Below are 21,196 nucleotides of genomic sequence, written 5' to 3'. Positions count from 1 at the left end.
TTTTATATTGCGAACTTTAAGTTATTATCCAGAACATAATAAGTCCTATAGAAGATAAAATTATGCCAAGATATGTCCAAATAGTTTCACTTACCTTATTGCTAACTTTTCCAGCAATATGAAAACATACACCGAATATTAACATGCTTACTATTAAACAAATCCCGCCAATTAGAATATTCATTTTCCAAAACTCCCCGTTCTTTACATTACGTTATATTACCTAAGTACGACTTCTATAATTTTTTATTAATCCACGCTTAAATCTTTTCTTAAATCTTTCTCCCATCCCTGGACTTTCCACAGGACAAAACGCTTCTATATCATACCAACTAACATCCATATCCAGCCCTTTATCAATCGCCAATATAGCTATTTCTGAGTATCCATCGGCTAGAATAAAAATTTGTTCAGATGGAAAATACATAAAAAAATACAGAAATACATTTTCCCCCATTAAATTATCAATATCTAAATCATTTATAATATCACTGTCACTCTGAGAAAAGTCTATTTCCCGCCTTAACTCCAAAATTGTTTTCCTCTTCTGCAAAAATTTCTTTTCTTCCAAAATCTCACTGATATATGCTTTCTCGTCTTGTGTTTTTTCAACAAGCTGTTTCATCATCCTGATAAAATCCGCATCATCTATAGAAATAGCTTCTGGTTCTTCAAAGTAATAGTTGTATTTATTTGGCTCGGAAAATATTTGTTCTGGTAGGGCCTTTTCAGCATGGATGAGTTTTTTTATTCTCTTTTCAACTTCAAAACTAGTTAAATTATTCATTTTCTCATTTTTAATTTTGAACACCTCTCTATCTTTCTCCAATGCTTTACTAATTATCTCGAGTGGAAAAGAATATAGGACCTATCCATAAATAAAATTACGTAGATAGGAAAACAGACAAATACTGTTACCAACGTTAAAATAAATTGTGCTTTAAAGGCTTTTTCTTTAAATTTAAAACTAATGATAAAGATGATTGTAAGGATCGAACATATTATTAATAGTAGTATTCTTAATGTGTCCAGCGCGTTTCCCCCTCATTAACTGATTTATTGTTTTAGAAAAAGAACAACGCAAAAAATACAAATAGTAGTTCAACTGAAATCACTGTGAACAGGAATGACCTAAATTTACCTTTGTCTTTTTTATAGGAAATGAATACCCCACCTAATAATAAAAGCATCAGAATGGATATTATACCGTTTAAATATGACATAGTTCCTCTCCTTGAAAAGATGTCTTCTCTTTTGATATTCATTCATCTAAATTAAAAACTACATCGTTTAATTTAATTTTTTTACATTCTATAACATAGCTTATTTCATCTAACTCAAGAATCAGATTTCCTTCAGCAATAAAATCCGCTCTATCCTCTCCTATTTTAAAAGGAGGCATCACTACTTCAAGCGTTTCTAGTAGTAACAACGAACTTTCATCCGTGTCTAAATCAAATCTACTTTCTCCGTGATTACGTTGAAAATAATAAGCCGTTACCCCTTCTATTTTTAATACTAGCGGGTCTATGTCCTCCGTATTTTCAGCAAATATAAATTCCAAGCTTCCCTCACGCAAATCCATATACGTTTCATGAAGCCTTTTTTCAGGGTATTTATACAACTCTTTTATTATCGCTTGATTTAAAATAGCCATTTTCTTTTTCAAAGACATGTTTATCTCCTTACTAATTATTTTCCATCCATTCCCGCATTTATTATTACTCTTTTCTGCAAATTTTTCCTATTGTTGAAAAATAATTTTCAATAAATAAAACTCGCTACGACGTAATAAATGTATATTCCTAAAGCGACTATAGCTAATATTGCTGATAGGATAGATAAAATTGTAGACTTTCCTTTACTTTTACTCCATAACACAAATATAAGCTCGATACACAAAATAATTATTTGCACTACCAAAATCACATAAATATATGATTTCAGGGTTTCACTACTGCTTATGAAAATACCTGTTCCAACTATCATAATCCCCGCAAAAAGTATGCTTGCACTATTTTCTCCAAGGTACCTTTATTTTTTTCTGAAAGATGAAGCGGAATGAAACAAATTGCAAATGTAATAAAATTTATCGATACATCGATAATAAATTCAATCATGATGGTCTCCTGTAATGTTCATAATGTTTTTCTCTTCACTTTACAGAGCCCACTGTAAATTTGAATAGAGAGTAAAATTGAGATTTCAAACCTGATAATCTATAGTCTAAACTTCAAACGTCAATTATTCTATAGTGACTTTCATTCCTTAAATGCCCAACCGAGGGACTAGCATTATACAATAAACCAGAAGGGCTAGAAGGAAAATAATGATGGTTATATTGTTAAAAATGGTTTTACTGTTTTTCTTACTTCTCTTTTCATAGCCAATAATTAATATAAGTAGAAAAACAAAATATATTATTATCACGAGTAGCATATTATCCTCCATCCTTCTTAAAAGTAGATAGTTATTCCCGTAACCACAAATAAACTTAACAATAGTAAAACTTGTATACACCTCGAAAAGAAGTTGTCTTTCTTAAAATCTGTAATAACTATACACATTATAATTATGCCGATGAATTCCAAATCCATTATTAATTTTAAAATTGAATCCATTTCAATCTCCTAAATTGGTTATTTTCTTTTTACGTTTTCTATGATTATATTCTTACTATCTTGCATCTGCTCCCGCAGTGTTTAATCTTTTTATATGTATTATTTACATCTCTTACTTTTTTAATTTGTTCAACAAATTTTGTTCTACACTGCCTCCGAAACGTATGGCTAGAATATTTTCTTTTTTATCCAGGAAGTTCTGTCTAATCGACCCACCAAAGTTATTGCTAATCCTTCATATAACCTTTATTGTATTGCCATTCGGATCAAACTAGCTAGATTGTTTGTCTATACCACTCCTTTAAATATGCTTCAGGGAACTTAACTTTCTCAAAATCCAAACTCTGTAGTGTATCGATATCATACGAATTAACTAGATATAAATCCCATTGTGCTGATATATCTTCTAGTAACTCTCTTTCTTCTAATGATAGATCATCGTTTATTGACTGCTGGTTCTCATCAACATATAGTATTTTTTCCGACCTTTCAACCAGTTCTTTACTTGTAATTACATCAGTAAGCGCCTCATTGAGATTTATTTTTATTACATCCATAATACTACTCTTATCCAAATTACATCCTCCTACCATTTATGAGAATATTTTCCGTTATTAAATTTATAATGTACCTTCTTTCCTTTTTTCATAATCCGAACTTGGTTAACTTTATTTTGGTGCGTCACAGATTCATGCCATGTTCTTTTGCTAGAGAACGTCAATACTATCAACGTGATAAAAGTAAGTTGTATAGCGGATACACTTTATTTTTAATTTTTTTGAATTTAAGTTAAGTATTTCTTTTACTATTTAATCATATGCTCCCGCAAAGTTTATTTTTCTGATATGTATTATTTACATCTCTTTCTTTTATAATAAGCCCTCCCTGTAAAAAATGGAGGGCTTATTCTTAGTTTATTTTTTTAATTTGTTCTACACTGCCGCCGAAACATATAAAAAGGCTATTTTTTAAATCCAGTAAGTTCATGCCTATTTCTGGTTATCCAATTAATCCCTACCAATATTCCAATGACTGAATTGCATTTTTTAATGTAGTTATATTTTCATCATCTGTTTCAATTTCTAGGCGTGCCGAAAGTACCTTAATTAATTTCTCTCTTTTGAGATAGTTTCTTAAATCTGCTAAATTATTAATAGTTACATATCGAGCTACATCATCAGATGAATTTAGTAACTGAATTAGTTTGTGTTCATAAGAATTCTTTTCTTCTTCCGTCTCACTTAATAAAACCAAGGTGAAGTAACATCCAGATTTCACCACGTCACTGGTTTCATTTTTTAAATGTTTTTCTATATCCTCTACTACGTCATAAGCCCCCATATCACCAAGATTTAAAACTGCAAAATACCGAACCCAACGATCAGCGTCATTTAAATGTGCTAAAAGAATAGGTTCTGCTTGCGTCATCCAGTGATGGCCAACATACTCAAAGCACTTGGTTTTAACCCTATTGGTATCAGTCATATGCTTCATTACTAATTTCTTTATATGTTTGTGGGGATTGGTTAGTAAAGCGTCTATGGCAGCAGCTCGGATTTTTTCGCTGCTTGATTCCGTTAAATCAACTAAAGCCCTTTCGACTGTTTTTCCTTTTGCGTATTTACCTAGTTCGGGTATGATCTTTAGCCTTTGAGCCTCATTTTTAGTATTTTTTAATGCTTTGAGTAATGTTTTAGCATCCATAATAACTCCTCTTAGTTATATTGTTTTTTTGTTTTATGTTTCTTTTGTTGCCTCTTCTTTTTATTGCTATTGGGCTTATTTCTGTGATTCTCCGCTCTTTTTTGTTGATTTCTTTTACCACTAGCTTTTTCACCTGTAACGGATTCATTTAAAAGCGGATCATCTCCTGTCAGCCGTCGTTTTCCTCCTTTGGAAAACATTCTAGTTGTTCTTTTCCAAATCTTTCTTGACTTCTTATACACTGTTCTAGCAATCGGCTTACGATACTTCCACAGAGTTTTGTATACTTTCCCCTGTCTTTGCATATTTTTGTATGCCCAGGAACCGGCTTTTCCAATCCCATAACCAACAAATGGCGCGGCTGCAATAGCAACACTAACTCCCCAATAAACAGCAGGGACTACTATAGCGAAATGCCCATCAGGATCCACATATCTCACCGGATTATTATTCGCATAATTATACCCATTCATCGTCTGCGGATCATCTTCATCGCCCGGGTCTGGATCGTAAGCAGTAAACACGCCTTGCTCTGGTTCGTAATAACGCGCCATCAAGTAATATTGTTCGATTTCCTTGTCATACGTGTATCCTGCATAACCATAAGGATTCGCTTTGGCTTCTTCTGTAGAGGCATTGTTTTTCAGCACATTTCCCCAAGCATCATACGCATATTCTGCGACAATGTTACCTGCTTCATCCGTGAGTGCAATTACGTCGCCATGCGCATTATAGTGATAATAGAGAGTTTTACCATTCATCTTCATCGCTAAACGAACATTATCATCCGAATAAACATACTGACGAACTACTTTTCCATCACCATCAGTCTCATACAGAACATCAATACTATCGCCATCATAATGATAATTCGTCGTCACGCCATCGACTGTTTTCGACAAGCGGCGGTTATCATCATCGTACGTGTAACTCGTAAACGGCTCGCTCTCACCTTTTTTCGTGATGCTGCTTAAACGGTCTCCGGTATCCCATGTATACGTGAACTTGCCATCGCTTGTACGGTTACCATTCGCGTCATACGTCAGAGCTTCTCCGTTCCACGAAACTAGTTGATTACCATCATTATAACTTGCGGCAATTGTTTTTGTCTCGCTTCCGCTGATTGCTACTTGTGTACGGTTTCCGAAGCCATCATATGTGTATGCTTTTACGGTGCCGTCTGGTAGTGTTTCTTTGGTTAGTTGATTGACTGCGTCGTATTCGTAGATTGTTTTTCCGGTTTGTTTGTTATCGATGCTCGTGCGATTGCTTGCTGCATCATAAGTGTAGTTTTCGTCTAAAATTTGGGTGCCGTTTGCGCTACTAATAGCTGCGTTGGTGATTTTTTGCGTGCTATCGTATGTGTAGTTAGCGGCGGATCCATTTCCTGCTGTGTAGACGTTGATGTTTCCAAATTCGTCAAACTCGAAATAGGCGTTTTTACTTCCGTCGTTTACTCGCGTATTTCGGTCTAAGTCGTTGTATGTGTATGTTGTTTTTGCTGTGTAGTCGCCGTGGTTGATGGCTACTTCGCCGACTTTGTCTGTTTTTCCTTTGTTATCTTTTGTCGGTTTGTCTTTGTAAGTGTAGCTTACGTTGCCACCTCGTTCGGCTACTTTGGTGATTCGGTTGGCATCGTCGTAGGTTTTTTCTGTGACAATGCTGTTGATTTCGTCGGTTACTTTTGTTTGGTTGCCGTTTGGATCATATTGGAATTTAAATGCTAGTTTATCATTCCATTTGATCCCATCCATACGGTCAGCGGAATCGTACGTGCTTTCTGTTACGCGACCAGTTGGCATGATTGCTTTTGTTTCATTACCGGCTGCATCATATTCGTACTTGATTGTGCGATTGAGTGCGTCGGTGAATGCGGTGATTTTATTATCTACGTCATATTCATAGATATTTTTTTGCGTTTTGCCAGATGCGGTGACATTTTTTTCAGTTGTGTTGCCATTGTCGTCGTACTTATAGGCTACGGATGTTCCGTTTGCTAGTTTTGTGTCTATAAGCGCGTTATCGGCATCATAGGTTAATGTTTTTTTGTTGCCTTTTTCGTCTGTTTCGGATGTTTTGTTACCGTAAATGTCGTAAGTAAAGCTGATTTTGCGGCCTTCTTCGTCATAGCTGGCTGTTACATAGTTGCCGGAAGCGTCGTATTCATTTTTTGTTAACACTTCGCCTTCTATGACACGTACATCGTCAAACCAAGCTTTTCCTGTTAAACCGTTGCGGAACATCGTATAGACTTTAATCATTTTGATTGGTTTGGTTGGTTTAACAACTACAGCACTTCGGTTCCAGTCGTTCGTTCCTAGTGGGAATTGGCCTTGTACGGAAGATGTTGTGCCATCTTGATAATATATTGTTCCCCATACAGAATAATCGTTCGACATCGTTGCAACAGAGCCATTTGATTTAGCATCTTCTGATTTGGAAAGTGCTGAAATCGTTAATGCTTTTGCTTCTTTTTGATTTACAGGTACATCTTGGACAATATGCGTGTAGGCTTCACTTGTCGCTTTTCGCTCGAAGTAAACGGAGCTATCACCGCTGTGGCTTTCATTATCTACTACTTTTGCTTGTGTTAGCGCGGTATTACCTGTTCGCATCCAACCAGTCGGAAGTGTTCCATTGTGATTTTCAAAACTGTTATTGACTACTGGATTGTAACTGGAAGCAACACTACCTTTTTCAAATTGAACATTGTCGTACCAAATGGTTGCTTTTCCTTTATGTGGAGCTGGTTGTTCATTATCCAAATAAAGCAATACTTGGCGCGTGTTTTTGGATGTTTTAAAGGTTAATTGGCGTTTTACCCAGTCGCCATTCTTTTTGATGGATGTCGCACGGTTGGATTGCCATACGCCAGCATCGGTAATATCTTTTGCATTCGCGTCTTGTAAACGTCCAATGAGAAGTGCATCGGCGTTTGTCATTCCAGATGTTTTGATCCATGCGCTAAATGTATACGTTGTTTCTGGTTCTACATCGACGCGTTGGGTAACGGATGAATAACCTTTTACAGTAGAGTTTGCTTCACTAGTTAGTTTAACAGAGCCGCTACCGCCGAGTGCTCCTGGAGCTGACTGTGTACTATCGAATGTCATGCTACCTTTTGCATCAGATTGAATTAGCGTCCAGTTGGAAACTCCTGCACCTTTTTCAAAGCCGCTGTTTTGAAGTAAATTGCCGCCTGAGGAAAGTTCACCGCTACCTCGAACAGGGTTACCAAAAGCGTCATACTGCGTTACAGAGGATACTTGGGATTCTGTCGCAAGCGTTTCAGATACAGCATCTGCTCCGTCATAAGCAACGGTTGTTTTGCGGCCTTCTGTGTCGGTTGCGCTTGTTACATCGTTGTTATCGTTGTAAGTGTATGATTCTGTTCCATATGCATCTGTCATTTGCGTGACATTGCCATCCGCGTCGTAAGAGTACGTTTCTTCTTGTCCCTTAGGATTTACTTCTTTTACTAGATTGTTTGATTCATACGTGTAGGTCGTTGTTAATTTGAGACCTTCTGCATCCACGATTTCTTTCTTGGGATTTCCAGCGTCGTTGTATGAATAAACGGTTTTCTTCTTTTTCTCGTTTGTTAAAGTAGTTTTTTGTTCTTCTTTATCATAGGAAAGGGTGGTTTTTTTGCCGACTGGATCGGTTATTTCTGTTAGTTTTTCCTCTTCATAGACAAAGGTTGTTGCGTATGGTTTTGCTTCTGTGTGTTTTGGATCATAAACTGCTGTTAATAAGCCATCTGTGTAGCCGTAGCGATAAATTTTTCCGCGGGCGGTTGATGAACTGATTAGCTCTTGTTTATCATTATAGGTGTAGCTGATTTTCCGGTCTTCTGGTCCAACAAGTTCTTTTACTAGCTCGCCTTCATACGCTAAAGTTACGGTACGTCCGGAAGCGTCGCGCATGCTTGTTAGTTTTCCATCGGTATACGCGTATGTTAATTCGTTACCTTTTGTATCTTTTTCGGATTTTAATCGTCCGTCAGCTAAAAAGCGTGTTTCTGACTTATCTTCTTCTATTTTCAAATAGCCGTCTGCGTTTTTAGTGATTTCTGAATAAATGCCCGGTGGTGCCTCGTATTTGTCGCCTTTTTTAGTGAAGCGATGGACTTTTTTATCCGATTCCACCCATATGATATTGCCGTTTTCTTCTTCAATTAGTCTTTCTTCGAGGGTACTTGTCCAGCCTTTACCGAAAATTCCTGTTGCGTCATCTTGGCTGTTAAAAGTACGGTCGACATTGATGCTTGGACCACGGCCTTCTAAATTGAAATCTGTTTCATGGAATAAAAAGTTTCCGTTTGTAGCGTTCACTTGCCCGCCGCGTACTGGGACACTTGTCCAGTAATCCACCATTCCTAGTTGTTTATTTACTACTTCTGGAATAGTTGGCGTTGCTGGTTCGGATTGGATACTTGTGGCGTTATTTCCTGCTTTTTGATATGCAATAACTCGGAACCAGTAATTTTTGCGTTCTTTATAATTACCGCCAGAATTGGTATAAACCGGGGAAGGATCTTTTGCTAGTTCATCGCCTTTTCCGTCATGATGAAGGGCAAATTTACCGTCAGCAATCTCTTCTTTAGTCGGCCAAATTCCTTTATTTTGTGTTGTCCATTTTGTTTCTGCTCCGACATCGTATTCTTCGTAAGCTTTTCCATTGAATACAAGGACTTTATAGCCATCCGCCATTGGGCTCTTTTCCCAGTTAAGTTCCACATAACCTGTTTCTTTATGCGCTAAGTTAGAATAAGCTTTCGCAGCAGGTGGTTGTGGTTTTTCGATTGGCATATAGGCAAAAACCAAGTCGGAATTTGGACTTTCTCCACCCGGGAAAACAGCTTGCACTCTAAATAGATAGCGCGTTAGATTACGCAGTCCAAAAGTACTTCCAGCTTGAAACGCATTTTCATATTGTGCTCGCGGATCAAGGGCGAATTCAGTACCTTTGCCATCATGATGGAATTCAAATTCACCATTAGCAATTTCGTCATCTGTTGGGAAAATTTTCTTTCCTTTGGTGCTCCAGGTCGTTGCTGCACTTTTTGTATTTATATACTCGTATTTGTATCCGTCAGAAATAACGATATTATAACTTGTCGCTCCTGGAACGGCCTTCCAAGATACATCCATGAAGCCTGTTCCAGTACCTACTCCATTCGAGTTCGTTTTTACAGTAGGCTTTTCCGGTTGTGGATACGTATAATTTACTTCCAGATAAGGATAGTTTTTATTATTTTCACTTGCTACGACTTTTTTCCAATAATTTTGATCGATGTTCGTACCTAAGCGGAAACCATTGTTCTCTCGCGTTCCACTTGCCCATGCTTGGACTGTTTTAGTTACGTCTAAATTAGCCCATTCGCCACGACCAACATTGACACTACCTAATCTAGTTACAGGAGGTACTGTGTTCCATGTTACTTGCCACGGGGACCATTTTGCATTGGCTTCGTAATACCAAAGATCATTTTTAACCGTTGGGGACATGTGCCAAATGTTATAGACTTTTAACGTTGCTTTGGAAACAGTCGCTTTGTTTAAAGTGGACGTATCCATTTTTAAAAAGGCGGCATTATTTCCTGTTGAATTGTCCCATTTACCGAGTTTTAACGTGTAAGCATTTTGGCCAGAATCCCAAAGCTTGCTCCCGATATTGGTTTCTGTTGGTTTAGCTGAATTGATGTTGGCATTATACACTTCATCTAACCGAACAGATGGATCAATATAAACAGGATATTCACGCGCAGCATCATTTAACCATGCTGTGTCTACTTTTAATTGTAGTTCATATACTGTTTTGGTCAGTTGTTTTACTTCAAAAGAAGCGTTTTCGGATAACGCTGCTTCGCCAGTTTCAGCTCCGACATTGGAATCTGTCATAACTGGTTTCGGAAGAGTATACATTGTTTCGTCCGATTTATTTTTGAATAGCACATCGCCATTCTCTGCTAGCTCTAAATCTAGTTTTGTTTCAATTTGATATACATACGTATCTACTTGATTTGGTTCATGTAGTACTAAGTCTTCTTTTACTGATTGTGGAAAAGTTAAATGTCGTAAATCCGTTTTAGGAAATACATCTGCGTAAGTAACTTCATTTTCTTTGTACGTCGCTGGTTGGTCAGTTACTGCTTGTTCATCCTCGCCTGTACGTGCTCCTTTTAAGCGAAAAGTAACTTCTGCTCCAACTTTTGTTAGTTTCTGATATGCCCCGTCTTCCATTTTTTCTAAGAAACCTAGTTCTAATGGTGTTTGTTTTGGAACAATCATGTCAGAATCTGCTTCTTTCTCCACATTTGCATCAATGCGTTTCATATCCCCGTCAACTTCCATATTGATAGGATCAGCAAAGATTTGTTTTGTAAAGCTCCCGTCGTGATTATCAAAAACCACTTCATTTTCTGTTCGTTCTTCTTTAACTTCTGTTGGTGCTTTTTCTCCCGCTTCCTTTTCTGGTGCTGCTACCCCAGTCGACGTCTCCTCCGCCGTTGGTGCATAACCAGGTATTAGTGAAAGAAATAACATAATGGCTATCAAGGTCACTAATACTTTCTTTGCTTTTGCATGTATTTTCATGTATCAAGCTCTCCCTTTTCAATGTAATATCTTTCGCTGCCTTACCAATTTCTCTATTTTCTATCTCCCTACTAACAACCTCACTATCCCCCTCTTCCTAAAAAAGGACCAGTTTTAAACGAGTAAAACTGGTCCTTTTCCAAATTTAACAAAATCATTATAGCATGTTTTTTTGGTTTTGGGTTATGCAGAATGTAAAATTTTTACTTTTTATTTGAATTGTTAATTCGCTTAACTAAAATTAACTCTTTATCAGAATAATTATGCTCAATTCCACAAAAAAACCTTGAACCGATAATTCTTCCATTCAAGGTTTTTCCGCTTACCACGGTTGACTAGTTGGACCTACTGTGAATTCATTTACGTTTACGTCTTCGGGTTGGTCAATGGCATAAGCAACAATGCTCGCGATACGATCAGGTGTGATGCCGTATTGTTTGTATAAGCACGTCATTCCTTGTTCGGTTTCTTTATCTGTAATCGTTTCTAGTAATTCCGTATTGATGGCTGCTGGATAAATGGTCGCGGTGCGGATGTTGGTTCTTTCTTGGGCTGACTCCATTCGTAATACTTCCATTAAGTCACGGACTGCCCATTTAGTCGCGCCATATACTGCGCCGCCGGGATATGCTTTTAATCCTGCTACAGAAGAAGTGGCGATGATATGTCCTGATTTTTGAGCGATGAAAGAAGGCAAAACTGCGGCAATTCCATTCAGTACGCCTTTAATATTGATATCAACCATTTGCTCCCATTCGTCTTCTTTTAAAGCAGATAATGGCGAATTCGGCATGATTCCCGCATTTAAAAAGATTGCATCTACTTTTCCGTATGTTTCAATCGCTAATTCTACTAATTTCTTATTGTCTTCGCGTTTTGTCACATCCGTTTTGGCAAAAATTGCTTCGCCTGAACTCGCTTTAATGGTTTGAACAATTTTTTCCAGCTTTTCCACGCGACGAGCAGCAAGAACTAACTTCGCCCCTTTTTCGGCTAAAAGTAGGGCTGTTGCTTCACCAATTCCGGATGATGCTCCGGTTATAATAATTACTTTGTTTTTGATTGTCATTTGCTATCTCTCCCTATTCCTCGATAATTTTACGGATTTGTTTGGCTGGGCTTCCGGCGACGATGACGTTTGCTGGGACATCTCTTGTGACGGTAGCATCCGCTGCAACGATGGCATTTTCGCCGATTGTTACGCCTGATAATATCGTTGCGTTTGCACCAATCCAGGCGTTTTTTTTCACACAAATTGGGGCTACCCGTAGTCCACGTCTTTTTTTAGGGCTGACTAAATGGTTAACGGTCACAAGCCTTGCTCCCGGGCCAATTAAGACATTATCCTCAATCGTAATCCCGCCCAAATCTACGAAAGTTACATTCAAATTGATAAAGATATTTTTCCCAAAAGTAATATGTTTACCGAAGTCGCTATAAAAAGGAAGTGAGACATCGACTGACGGATCGACTGGTTTTCCAGTGATGTCACTGAGGTATTTGGTCACTTCTTTTTTTGAGTGGTACTTGGTGTTTAGTTCGATGATAAGTTGTTCATTGTTTTGCTTTACTTCGTGAATTTCATCTAACAAATCCGACCCTTGGAGAATTTCTTGGTCGACTAGTCTTTTCTGTAAATCTTGTTCTATCATGCGCTTTCCCCCTCGAAAACCTTTTACTATTTAATTATAGCGGGAGAAGTTATAATTGAATAATACTTATAAAGCATATCCAACTATTCATTTTAGTTATAGGAAAGGATGGTTTTAATGGAGCTTCGTGTGTTGAATTATTTTTTAACTGTTGCTCGTGAAAAAACGATTAGTCGAGCTGCGGAAGTGCTTCATCTTTCTCAACCAACGCTTTCTAAACAATTGAAGGAACTTGAGGAAGAGTTAGGGGTAACTTTATTTATTCGTGGAAATCGGTCTATTACGTTAACAGAAGATGGGGTTTACTTGGCAAATCGTGCGAAGGAGATTTTATCTTTAGTCGAATTAACAACTTCGAACTTGCTACAAAATGAAACAATTAGTGGGAAAATAACGATAGGTGCTGGGGAAACGAGAGGTTTTGAGTTTATCGGTAGTGTCATTCATCAGCTGAGAGAAATACATCCCGAGATTACGTTTCAACTACATAGTGGTAACGCCGACGATGTTTTAGAAAAAATTGAGCATGGGCTGCTGGATTTTGGGTTGGTCATTAATCCTGTTGAAATGCAGGCATACGAATATTTGCAGCTTTCTTTAGTAGACAGATGGGGAATTTTAGTAAATATAGCCCATCCTTTAGCACAAAAAGAAGTTATAACTCCGGGTGATATTCAAGAAAATCCAATAATGGTTTCGAATCAATCTTTTGTGGATAATCAACTAGCAAGTTGGTTAGGAGGGCATTTTGAACAATTGAATGTTATTGGTAGCTATAATTTGCTTTATAACGCCTCGCTTTTGGCTAAAGAAAATATTGCCAGTATTCTTTGTATTGATGGCATTATCAACACAGAAAATACGAATTTGAAATTTATTCCTTTTTCGCCGCCCCTTACTGCTGGCATAAGCATTGTTTGGAAAAAGAATCCCACTTTTTCGAGCGCAGCGAAGGAATTTTTGCGGTTGATAGAAAAAGAAATTACAAAATAAGTAAAAAAAAATCAGCAATGAAACTAAAATTAGTTTCATTGCTGATTTTTATGGATTTATTTTTATTCTTTAAAACATCTCTTTAAATTATGTGAGCGCGCTATAATAATTAAGTCGTCTACCTTCAGACGAACAATAGGAACATTGTTCGTCTGAAGGTAGGTGCATTAAATGATTCTATTTTTTTCCAGTCTTATCGCTCCGATTTTTGTAGGAATTACTTTAGCTACCTACAAATATTGGTTAGAACATCGTAGTGATAAAAAACATAAGTAGACGGCAACCGTTCTAACCACAAGAAAACCCCCGAGGTCTTTAGCCGGACTCGGGGGTTTTTGTGCATTAAATGATTCATTTTCCAACTTTATTATAACACTTATTAGGAAAAATACAACTCACGGAGACACTCACACGGAAAAATAAAAGCTTTTAACAACGTTCTTCCATAAATCGCAATTTCAACGTATCCACACAAACATCTAGAATCGATTCATATTCAATAAAACATTGCCCATCAGGTGAAAAATCATCAGACAAAAGAACGTTCATTGATATCAACTCATCATCAAGCACGTCAATCTCCCCAATAATTAGTTCATCCCAAACTGTTGTGAGCTCCACTATTTTCTTATTTTCTTTCGCCCACTGAAGAAAATTATATAGGGTATCTCCTTTGCTACTTAATTCCGGCATTTGCATTTGAGCTGATTTCACATTTTTATAGGGCTCCAGATATTTGGTGCCTTTTTGAATTTTAAAAATGTTTTCATTGGCGATAATAGCAAAACCATCAAACTGACCACTTCTATGATAATTTTCTATTATAATGTACTTTTTAAAAATTGCTTTTATGTATCCCATATAAAATTCATTAGTTTCTTCCCTATCTGCATACACTTCATAGATACAATCCCGATTCAATTTCTCTAATTGTTGTCGATTCATTTCTCTATCTCCTTTTTTGAAAATGATTCTGCCAGTTAAAGCGTTTTCAATCCAAAGATACCATGTTTAATAACTCATTGCAATCCAACATAAATAAAAACTTGCTCAAAATAAATACTTTGAGCAAGTTTTCTTTCTATATTTCTAATCGCAATGTCACAGCGCCATATGTCGGAATCGTGTTATCTTGATTTTCGACGATTTCTTCAATAGCGTTCACATAGTCAAATGCCATATTCGGTAAATCCAATTTTTGCGGTGCGTTTGTTGGATTTTCAATGCGGATGATGTATTTATCAGCTGCATAATACGACGGGTGGCACGCTGAAACTAAGTATTCTTTCGGCAAATTCAACATACCTAACGTTTGCTTTGCGCCTAATTTTCGTTCGGTTTTCTGAATTTTGTTGTCTAAACGGTGTAAAAAGTGGTTGAACGGTTGGCGTTGGTAAGACATGTTTGCTTGATTGAAAATTTTGGTGCGTTCTGCGGTTTTGTGTTCGCCGAAAGCTTGGTCGCCGAGATAGATGGCAAGTGAGAATTCATGTATGCCAAGTAACTGCGCACCTTCTGTTTCGATGAGCACGTGACCTTTTTTCGTTGTGTCGCCTGATGCTCGGCCTGGGCGGTATGCTAAATCAGGTTTTCCGAGCTGTCCTGTTGTTGCCAGTAGCGTCAGTGCTAAATGTTGATCCAATTGTTGGTATTCTTTGATGCCCCGTGTGAAAATGGTACAACTTTCTGCTTCATTTGTTAGCGTCACGCTTTGTTCTAACGGCTCGATATCAATTGGCATTTCGCTGTATGTTTCTTGCCAATTCGCTGGTACGACTGGTTTTCTCTCGATATATCCGAATGGAAGCGACGCGATGTTATAATCTGTTTTCACGCCTGTGTTTACTTTCAAGCGTAATCGGTGGTTTTTGATTTGGTTGTCCACTTCGATTTTAACATCTAGCAGTTCACTACCCTTTTTCAGTTCTAAAATCAGCTCAATTTGTAACTCGCCATGCCCCTCTTTCGTCAAACGGTCTAATGGGAAATCGTTCTTTCCTGTTAAAATTAAACGTTCCACTTCGCTTGATTTCTCCGTTTTTGCTTCGGAAAAAGTGAATAATTCCGCGATATCTCCGGCTAACGGGGAATAATCATACGTATCTCCCGCATTCACATCATCTTCTAGCGTAATAAAGGAAGTTATACGCTCACCATTTGCTTTTTCAAGCGCGATTTCGCCATTTTCAAAAGTGATTTTGTAGAAATCATTCGCGATTGCCATATCATCGGAAGCAATCATCGAATCAAGTTCGCGGTCATTCTCCTTAAAAGCAATCACCTGGTAACCAAGGCCTGGAAGCTCCACTTTCACGCGCACTTGAAGCACATAGTAGCCAGGTTCTTCAATAAAGCGGTTCCCGGCTGGCGTTTCTTCTAGTACATTTTCACGCGATGGAATGAACTCTTCTTGGACAATCGTTGCGTCTGGAAACGCTGGGAAATGAATGTTTTTATGCTCGGTTACTACTTGTATTTCTTTATATCCATCAAAATCATGTAAATCGGTATTAAAAACGATAATTTCATTCGCCGCAAGTGCCAAATCATCGGCAATTTTCTTCACAATCGTGTTTTCAATACTATCACACAGTTCGTCTGCTTCTTTCATTCGGTGCAAAATATCTTCAGCAACAGGATCAGAAACGCAGCCCGCCAAACTATCGTGCGCTTGACCTTCAAGCAGTTTTTTCCACGTATGCATTAGTAAACGCTCGCTGATGGAAATACCGGATGCCTTAGCAATAACAAGCAGCGGCTCAATACGTGTTAGCAGTTTTTGCTCGAGTGACGCGCTTTTCAGCTTAATATTCATACGGCTTGAGCCAATTGTTTTATGCACTCGTGCCAACACCGGACTTCTAAATTCACCGCGATATTCTTCTAAATCTGGCAACTCTCTAACGTACTGAATAAAATCTTGATAGGTGCTAAGTTGATAATCATGGCGCCCCATCTTGTTGATTTCTGCCAGTTTTTCTGCAAAATTACTAATAATATTCAGCTGATCATTCCCAGATGGAATTAATACTTCGGTCGTTTTGCTATATTTTTCAATAAAATCAATTGCCGGATCAAGGCGGCCATCCACGTATGCCGATGTTGGCTCAAGTAGCATCCCCGTGCCGTAACCTTGTGGCATATTAATCGCATAAATAGAAGTATCCTCGCCAAGTCCTTGCCATTTAAAATACGGAGATTCGACATGCTCGCCTAAATGAATTCCGCGCCAGAAAATCACATTATCAAATCCAGCATGCTCAAGCAAGGTCGGCATTTGTGCATTAAAACCAAATGTATCCGGCAAATAACCAATTTTCATGTAGTCGCCGTATTTTTTACTATCAAAAATCCCAATCATCGCATTGCGCAAAATCGACTCACCGTGCGCGAAAAAGGCATCTGTTTGCGTAAACCACGGACCAATAAAAAGTTGCTCATCCGCAATCAGCTGTTTAATATCCGCTAATTTTTCCGGATACAGTGCGACATAATCATCTAAAATCGACAGTTGGCCATCAAGTACAAAGTTTGCTTCTGGGTGCTTTTTTAATTCGTCAATTACTTCTGTAAAAAGTTGTTCACTTAGAACCAGTGCATCGGCCGAGGTGAAATACCACTCTCGGTCCCAATGCGTATGGTTCACAATATGTGCTTTAACCATAATTACCTCCGTTTTTTAAGCTTCCCATTCTGCTTCGTCAATTTCGTCATCATAGCTTGAACCAGCCATTTCTTCGCCAGCACTTGCTTTACGTAAAGCGACTGACATACCCGCAACGATTAGCGTTCCAACTGCAATCGCTAAAATATAAACTGGCCAATTTTCTACAGTGAACCAGCCGTAAAAACCACTGATTGGAGCTTGGTTAATTGCGCCAAGACCTACCGCAAGCGCGCCGCCGACAGCAGAACCAAGAACTGTAGCTGGAATAACTTTAAGCGGAGATTCTACGGCGAAAGGAATTGCCCCTTCACTAATCCCAACAAGTCCCATAATAAGCGAGGATTTCCCTGCTTCACGCATTTCTGTATTGTATTTACGTTTTGCGATTAATGTTGCTAATCCAAGACCAAGTGGTGGAATAATAATCGCTACTTGCGCCGCTGTATTCGGTGCATAAATTCCACTTGTCAAAAGTGCCATCGCCGTTGTTACAGCTGCTTTATTTACCGGTCCACCTAAGTCAAAACCAACCATCGCGCCGATAATAGCCGCCATTAGAATTTGGTTCGATCCAGACATACCATTTAGCCAATTTTCAAGGGCTGTATTTAAGTCAGCAAAAGGAATACCAACTACATAATTAATAATAAGAACGGTAATAAGTGTGCCAAAAACTGGTACTAAAAATACTGGTACAATTGAAGCCGCCGCTTTTGGCAGTTTCACGTATTTTTTAATCAATAGACATGTGTAACCAGCGATTAAACCAGCTGCAAGTGCCCCGAGGAAACCAGCGCCGATGTCACGTGCCAGCAAACCACCAACAAGACCTGGTGCCAATGCCAATTTGTCCGAAATGGAATAACCAATAAATGCGGCAATGACCGGGAACATCATTCCTAGCGCCAAGCCACCAAAACCATCTAAACTGTGTAGTAACGAAATGAAGCTATTCGCACTATCTGCATATTTCGCGTCCCAAATATCTGTAATCCCGAAAAACGAACCGCCAACCCGTGCAATCGCCATAATTACGGCACCTGCAATAACGAGCGGAATCATATATGAAATACCTGTTAAAACGTGTTTTTTCAGTTCACTCCCAATTTTTCTGAACATGGTAGATCCTCCTTATTTTTCGTCAATTAACGCAAGTGCTGCGTTGATTACTTTTTCTGCATCTTTAATCGGTGCGCTTACTGGAACTTCCAGCACGACTTTACCTTCAAAACGTTCTTTGTTACGGACTTTTGTATCTACTGCGAAAATGACTACTTCACCAATGTTTACGTCTTTTTCCGTTAATTCATTTTCAATTCCTGTCGCGCCTTGTGTTTCTACTTTAATGAGGTTTCCCATTTTTTTCGCGCCTTTTTTTAGGGCTTGCGCTGCCATATATGTGTGTGCCACTCCTGTCGCACATGCGGTTACTGCGATAATTTTACGTTTCATATCTCTACTACGCCTCCATTTAAAATTCGAATAACTTCTTCTTGATCTCTTGTACTTTTTAAATTCTCAACAATATCATCGTCCATAAGTTTTGTTGCAATTTCAGCAAGGATTTTTAAATGACCGTCTGTTTTGTCGGAATCCGTAATTGCCAGTAAGAAAATCATGTTTACCGGTTCGTCATCAAGTGATTCCCATTCAATCATGGCTTTTGTTCTTGCAAAAACGATGGCTGATTTTGTGACACTTTCACTTTTTCCATGTGGGATGGCAATGTTATTACCTATTCCAGTCGTTGAATGCGCTTCTCGTTCCAAAACAGCTTGAACATAAGTCGCTTTATCCGCTAAAACGCCTTTTTCATCCAACATTTCTGCCATTTCTTCAATTGCTGCTTCTTTAGTCGTCGCTTCTAAATCAAAAACGACTAATTCTTTAGTTAAAATATCTTTTACTTCCATTACATCCCATCCTTTAACAAATGCTCATAAATTTCTGCGGCACTTTTTAGTTGCGTCAGCTTTTCTAGCCATTTTTTATTATCAATATATTTATAAAATTGTTCGTACATCGCGTCTAAATTAATGCCATTTTGTTCTGTCAAAGCGATAAAAAAGATTTTATCCACATCGACTAAGCCCCATTTCACTGGGTGTTTCAGTGTCGCGATGACAATGCGCGATTCATTGATTAACGCTGGATCCGCGTGTGGTGTCGCCATTTCTTCAAAAGAAGTGAACGATAGTGCTTCTCTTTTCAGCGCACTTTCCACGATGCCAGGCTTCGCAATGCCCTGCTCCACCAATTTGTCGCCAATTTCCGCAATCGCTTCTTCCATCGTCGCAACATCTAACTTCGCAAAAATGGTTTTCGGCTTAATTAAATCGACAAATGGTTGGCTGCGTTTCTTTTTCTTGCGTCTCGTTCGTTCGATTTGACTTTCGACTTGTTGCAAATCCGCCTTACTCATCATCGGGCTTACAACAATGCTCGGAATGTCCTCTAGTTCAAGGTAGATTGTGCTAATGACTAGATCCACATCGACTTCGGTTTCCATTAACGCCTGAACGGACAGTATTTTTTCAATCGTAATCATTGGAAAATATTTTTTAATTCTAGCTGCGAGTAATCTCGATGAACCGAGCCCTGTACTGCATACAAGAACCACTCGAATTTGGTCGGGGAAAGAGCGACTTCTTTCTTTGTATGCTTCAAAATGTAGCGCAATATACGCCGTCTCATCTTCGTTCACTTGCACATCATACTTTTGTTCGAATTTAGCTTTAAAATATAGCGCTTCTTCAAACGCTTGGGGAAAGTTTTGCTTAATTTTGCTGAGGTATGGATTTTTAAAATGCATACCAAGTTTTAAACGATTAATCGCGGATTTCATATGGGTCGTCAAGTCTTCAAGCAAGCCCTTATCGTAATTTCCTTCCGCTAAACACCGACTGACAAAATCAGCGACATCGTCCTCTTGCGGCGGAGTATTAACGAGCAGTTCGTCATGCTGTTGATTATAAGCAGCCGTTAAATGAAGCTGAATATAGCCGACTTCGAATGCTGGAATTTTGATATCCAAACGCGCTTCTAACATACCAACAAGAATTTCCGTATTGTTTCGCTGTGACTCAAACACATCTTTCATCGGATCACTCTCAACGTTTTCCACGTACTCGCCTTCGCGAATTCGCTCTACCGCAATCGCAAGGTGAATCACAATTGACTGAAACGCATAATCTGTAAAAGTAAAATCATGTCGCTCACTAAATTCTTGGACAATCGCAATGATTTCTTTCAAGCCTTCTTCCGGGAAAATCCCAGTAACATCGGCCTGAATTGTATCGAATGCTTGGAGCACTTTTTCGCCTTCTTGTTTTAAATACCAGTTGTTACCCCAAAAATTAGTAATGAATTTCGATGTTAAGGCGCGTTTTTCTCGTTCACTAATTAGCAACTTCATACCTTTACTAGGTTTCTTATACAAAGTGATGCCTTCTTTTTCCAGCATTTTCGTTACTTCCACCATATTTTTCTCAATCGTGCCTCGACTAATATAAAGTTCGTCGGCAAGTTGATGAATCGTGATATAATCATCTGCTTTAAGCAATTTACTGAAAATGTAGATAACCCGCTCTTCTTTCGTTGATGGGATTTGGCTGACCTGGTTATCTAGGAATCGGCTAACTTCGGCAAAAGCCTTGTTATCACCTTCAATATACACACCAATTTTTGGTTTTCGGACAACCGTCATATCAAAATCCTTTAGAAAAACATCGATTTCCTTTAGTGAATTTGAGACAGTTTTTTCTGAAAGTCCGAGATGATTCGCGATAGTTCCAACACGTGTTTGACCTGTCTTCATTAGAAACTGAATGATATTTTTTTCGCGATTTGCAATCATTTTCGTTACCGCTTTCATTTTTAATTTTCCTTTCCCTACGCTTATTCTATTACAAAGACTCATCCCCAGAAAACTACGAAAATTACCGCATTGAATACCGTAAT

General features: G+C 38.3%; 15 protein-coding genes. 2 read left to right on the top strand and 13 right to left on the bottom strand.

Annotated features, from left to right (window positions below; translation table 11 throughout):
- Nucleotides 1-223: 223 nt before the first annotated feature.
- The 7 genes from HCB49_RS00935 to HCB49_RS00905 all read right to left on the bottom strand — a co-directional run bounded on the left by HCB49_RS00935 (nucleotide 224) and on the right by HCB49_RS00905 (nucleotide 12,576).
- Nucleotides 224-811 (bottom strand): hypothetical protein, encoded by a 588-nt coding sequence (locus tag HCB49_RS00935; protein ID WP_311773453.1) that lies wholly within the window; start codon nucleotides 809-811, stop codon nucleotides 224-226.
- A gap of 450 nt (nucleotides 812-1,261) precedes the next feature.
- A complete protein-coding gene (locus tag HCB49_RS00930) occupies nucleotides 1,262-1,669 on the bottom strand; it encodes a YxiG family protein (protein WP_441328097.1) in 408 nt (135 codons plus the stop codon).
- A 1,227-nt stretch (nucleotides 1,670-2,896) separates the two neighbouring features.
- Nucleotides 2,897-3,196 (bottom strand): hypothetical protein, encoded by a 300-nt coding sequence (locus HCB49_RS00925; protein WP_228479612.1) that lies wholly within the window; start codon nucleotides 3,194-3,196, stop codon nucleotides 2,897-2,899.
- Between the two features lie 439 nt (nucleotides 3,197-3,635).
- The gene (locus HCB49_RS00920; RefSeq protein WP_185603834.1) at nucleotides 3,636-4,325 is read right to left on the bottom strand and encodes a HEAT repeat domain-containing protein; all 690 of its coding nucleotides are present in this window, start codon (nucleotides 4,323-4,325) and stop codon (nucleotides 3,636-3,638) included.
- A gap of 11 nt (nucleotides 4,326-4,336) precedes the next feature.
- Nucleotides 4,337-10,924: a DNRLRE domain-containing protein gene (locus HCB49_RS00915; RefSeq protein WP_185603833.1), complete on the bottom strand. Its 6,588-nt coding sequence runs from the start codon at nucleotides 10,922-10,924 to the stop codon at nucleotides 4,337-4,339.
- Nucleotides 10,925-11,246: 322 nt separating this feature from the next.
- Entirely contained in the window at nucleotides 11,247-11,993 is a 747-nt protein-coding gene (locus HCB49_RS00910) for an SDR family oxidoreductase (protein ID WP_185603832.1), read from the bottom strand.
- A 13-nt stretch (nucleotides 11,994-12,006) separates the two neighbouring features.
- On the bottom strand, nucleotides 12,007-12,576 hold the full coding sequence (locus HCB49_RS00905) for a DapH/DapD/GlmU-related protein (protein ID WP_012681093.1): 570 nt from the start codon (nucleotides 12,574-12,576) through the stop codon (nucleotides 12,007-12,009).
- Between the two features lie 117 nt (nucleotides 12,577-12,693).
- On the opposite strand from HCB49_RS00905, the gene HCB49_RS00900 reads away from it, so the two are divergent.
- Together HCB49_RS00900 and HCB49_RS00895 are read left to right on the top strand one after the other, a co-directional pair.
- Complete coding sequence (locus tag HCB49_RS00900) at nucleotides 12,694-13,569, top strand: LysR family transcriptional regulator (RefSeq protein WP_185603831.1); 876 nt, start codon at nucleotides 12,694-12,696, stop codon at nucleotides 13,567-13,569.
- A gap of 171 nt (nucleotides 13,570-13,740) precedes the next feature.
- Nucleotides 13,741-13,845 carry a type I toxin-antitoxin system Fst family toxin gene (locus HCB49_RS00895; protein ID WP_109909189.1) on the top strand — a complete coding sequence of 35 codons (105 nt, stop codon included), beginning with the start codon at nucleotides 13,741-13,743 and terminating at the stop codon, nucleotides 13,843-13,845.
- Nucleotides 13,846-13,998: 153 nt separating this feature from the next.
- Here HCB49_RS00895 and HCB49_RS00890 read toward each other — a convergent pair whose 3' ends face one another.
- The 6 genes from HCB49_RS00890 to HCB49_RS00865 all read right to left on the bottom strand — a co-directional run bounded on the left by HCB49_RS00890 (nucleotide 13,999) and on the right by HCB49_RS00865 (nucleotide 21,110).
- Nucleotides 13,999-14,514: a hypothetical protein gene (locus tag HCB49_RS00890; protein ID WP_185603830.1), complete on the bottom strand. Its 516-nt coding sequence runs from the start codon at nucleotides 14,512-14,514 to the stop codon at nucleotides 13,999-14,001.
- A 136-nt stretch (nucleotides 14,515-14,650) separates the two neighbouring features.
- Nucleotides 14,651-17,233: an alpha-mannosidase gene (locus tag HCB49_RS00885; protein ID WP_185603829.1), complete on the bottom strand. Its 2,583-nt coding sequence runs from the start codon at nucleotides 17,231-17,233 to the stop codon at nucleotides 14,651-14,653.
- 15 nt (nucleotides 17,234-17,248) lie between these two features.
- Nucleotides 17,249-18,355, bottom strand: a complete 1,107-nt coding sequence (locus HCB49_RS00880) for a PTS fructose transporter subunit IIC (protein WP_185603828.1) — start codon at nucleotides 18,353-18,355, stop codon at nucleotides 17,249-17,251.
- Between the two features lie 12 nt (nucleotides 18,356-18,367).
- Nucleotides 18,368-18,688 (bottom strand): PTS fructose transporter subunit IIB, encoded by a 321-nt coding sequence (locus HCB49_RS00875; RefSeq protein ID WP_149046261.1) that lies wholly within the window; start codon nucleotides 18,686-18,688, stop codon nucleotides 18,368-18,370.
- Nucleotides 18,685-19,149, bottom strand: coding sequence for a PTS sugar transporter subunit IIA (locus HCB49_RS00870; RefSeq protein ID WP_185603827.1), 465 nt, complete (start codon nucleotides 19,147-19,149; stop codon nucleotides 18,685-18,687). The genes HCB49_RS00875 and HCB49_RS00870 overlap by 4 nt, the downstream gene beginning before the upstream one ends.
- The gene (locus tag HCB49_RS00865; protein ID WP_185603826.1) at nucleotides 19,149-21,110 is read right to left on the bottom strand and encodes a BglG family transcription antiterminator; all 1,962 of its coding nucleotides are present in this window, start codon (nucleotides 21,108-21,110) and stop codon (nucleotides 19,149-19,151) included. Before HCB49_RS00865 ends, HCB49_RS00870 begins: the two co-directional genes overlap by 1 nt.
- Between the last annotated feature and the right edge of the window lie 86 nt (nucleotides 21,111-21,196).

Source organism: Listeria cossartiae subsp. cayugensis (assembly GCF_014229095.1).
GTDB lineage: Bacteria > Bacillota > Bacilli > Lactobacillales > Listeriaceae > Listeria > Listeria cayugensis.
This window is presented reverse-complemented; position numbering and strand designations above follow the sequence as displayed.

Excerpts from the sequence above, each read along its gene's own strand:
- HCB49_RS00920 (WP_185603834.1), bottom strand. The coding sequence starts at position 4,325 with ATGGATGCTAAAACATTACTCAAAGCATTAAAAAATACTAAAAATGAG.
- HCB49_RS00915 (WP_185603833.1), bottom strand. The coding sequence starts at position 10,924 with ATGAAAATACATGCAAAAGCAAAGAAAGTATTAGTGACCTTGATAGCC.
- HCB49_RS00910 (WP_185603832.1), bottom strand. The coding sequence starts at position 11,993 with ATGACAATCAAAAACAAAGTAATTATTATAACCGGAGCATCATCCGGA.
- HCB49_RS00905 (WP_012681093.1), bottom strand. The coding sequence starts at position 12,576 with ATGATAGAACAAGATTTACAGAAAAGACTAGTCGACCAAGAAATTCTC.
- HCB49_RS00900 (WP_185603831.1), top strand. The coding sequence starts at position 12,694 with ATGGAGCTTCGTGTGTTGAATTATTTTTTAACTGTTGCTCGTGAAAAA.
- HCB49_RS00895 (WP_109909189.1), top strand. The coding sequence starts at position 13,741 with ATGATTCTATTTTTTTCCAGTCTTATCGCTCCGATTTTTGTAGGAATT.
- HCB49_RS00890 (WP_185603830.1), bottom strand. The coding sequence starts at position 14,514 with ATGAATCGACAACAATTAGAGAAATTGAATCGGGATTGTATCTATGAA.
- HCB49_RS00885 (WP_185603829.1), bottom strand. The coding sequence starts at position 17,233 with ATGGTTAAAGCACATATTGTGAACCATACGCATTGGGACCGAGAGTGG.
- HCB49_RS00880 (WP_185603828.1), bottom strand. The coding sequence starts at position 18,355 with ATGTTCAGAAAAATTGGGAGTGAACTGAAAAAACACGTTTTAACAGGT.
- HCB49_RS00875 (WP_149046261.1), bottom strand. The coding sequence starts at position 18,688 with ATGAAACGTAAAATTATCGCAGTAACCGCATGTGCGACAGGAGTGGCA.
- HCB49_RS00870 (WP_185603827.1), bottom strand. The coding sequence starts at position 19,149 with ATGGAAGTAAAAGATATTTTAACTAAAGAATTAGTCGTTTTTGATTTA.
- HCB49_RS00865 (WP_185603826.1), bottom strand. The coding sequence starts at position 21,110 with ATGAAAGCGGTAACGAAAATGATTGCAAATCGCGAAAAAAATATCATT.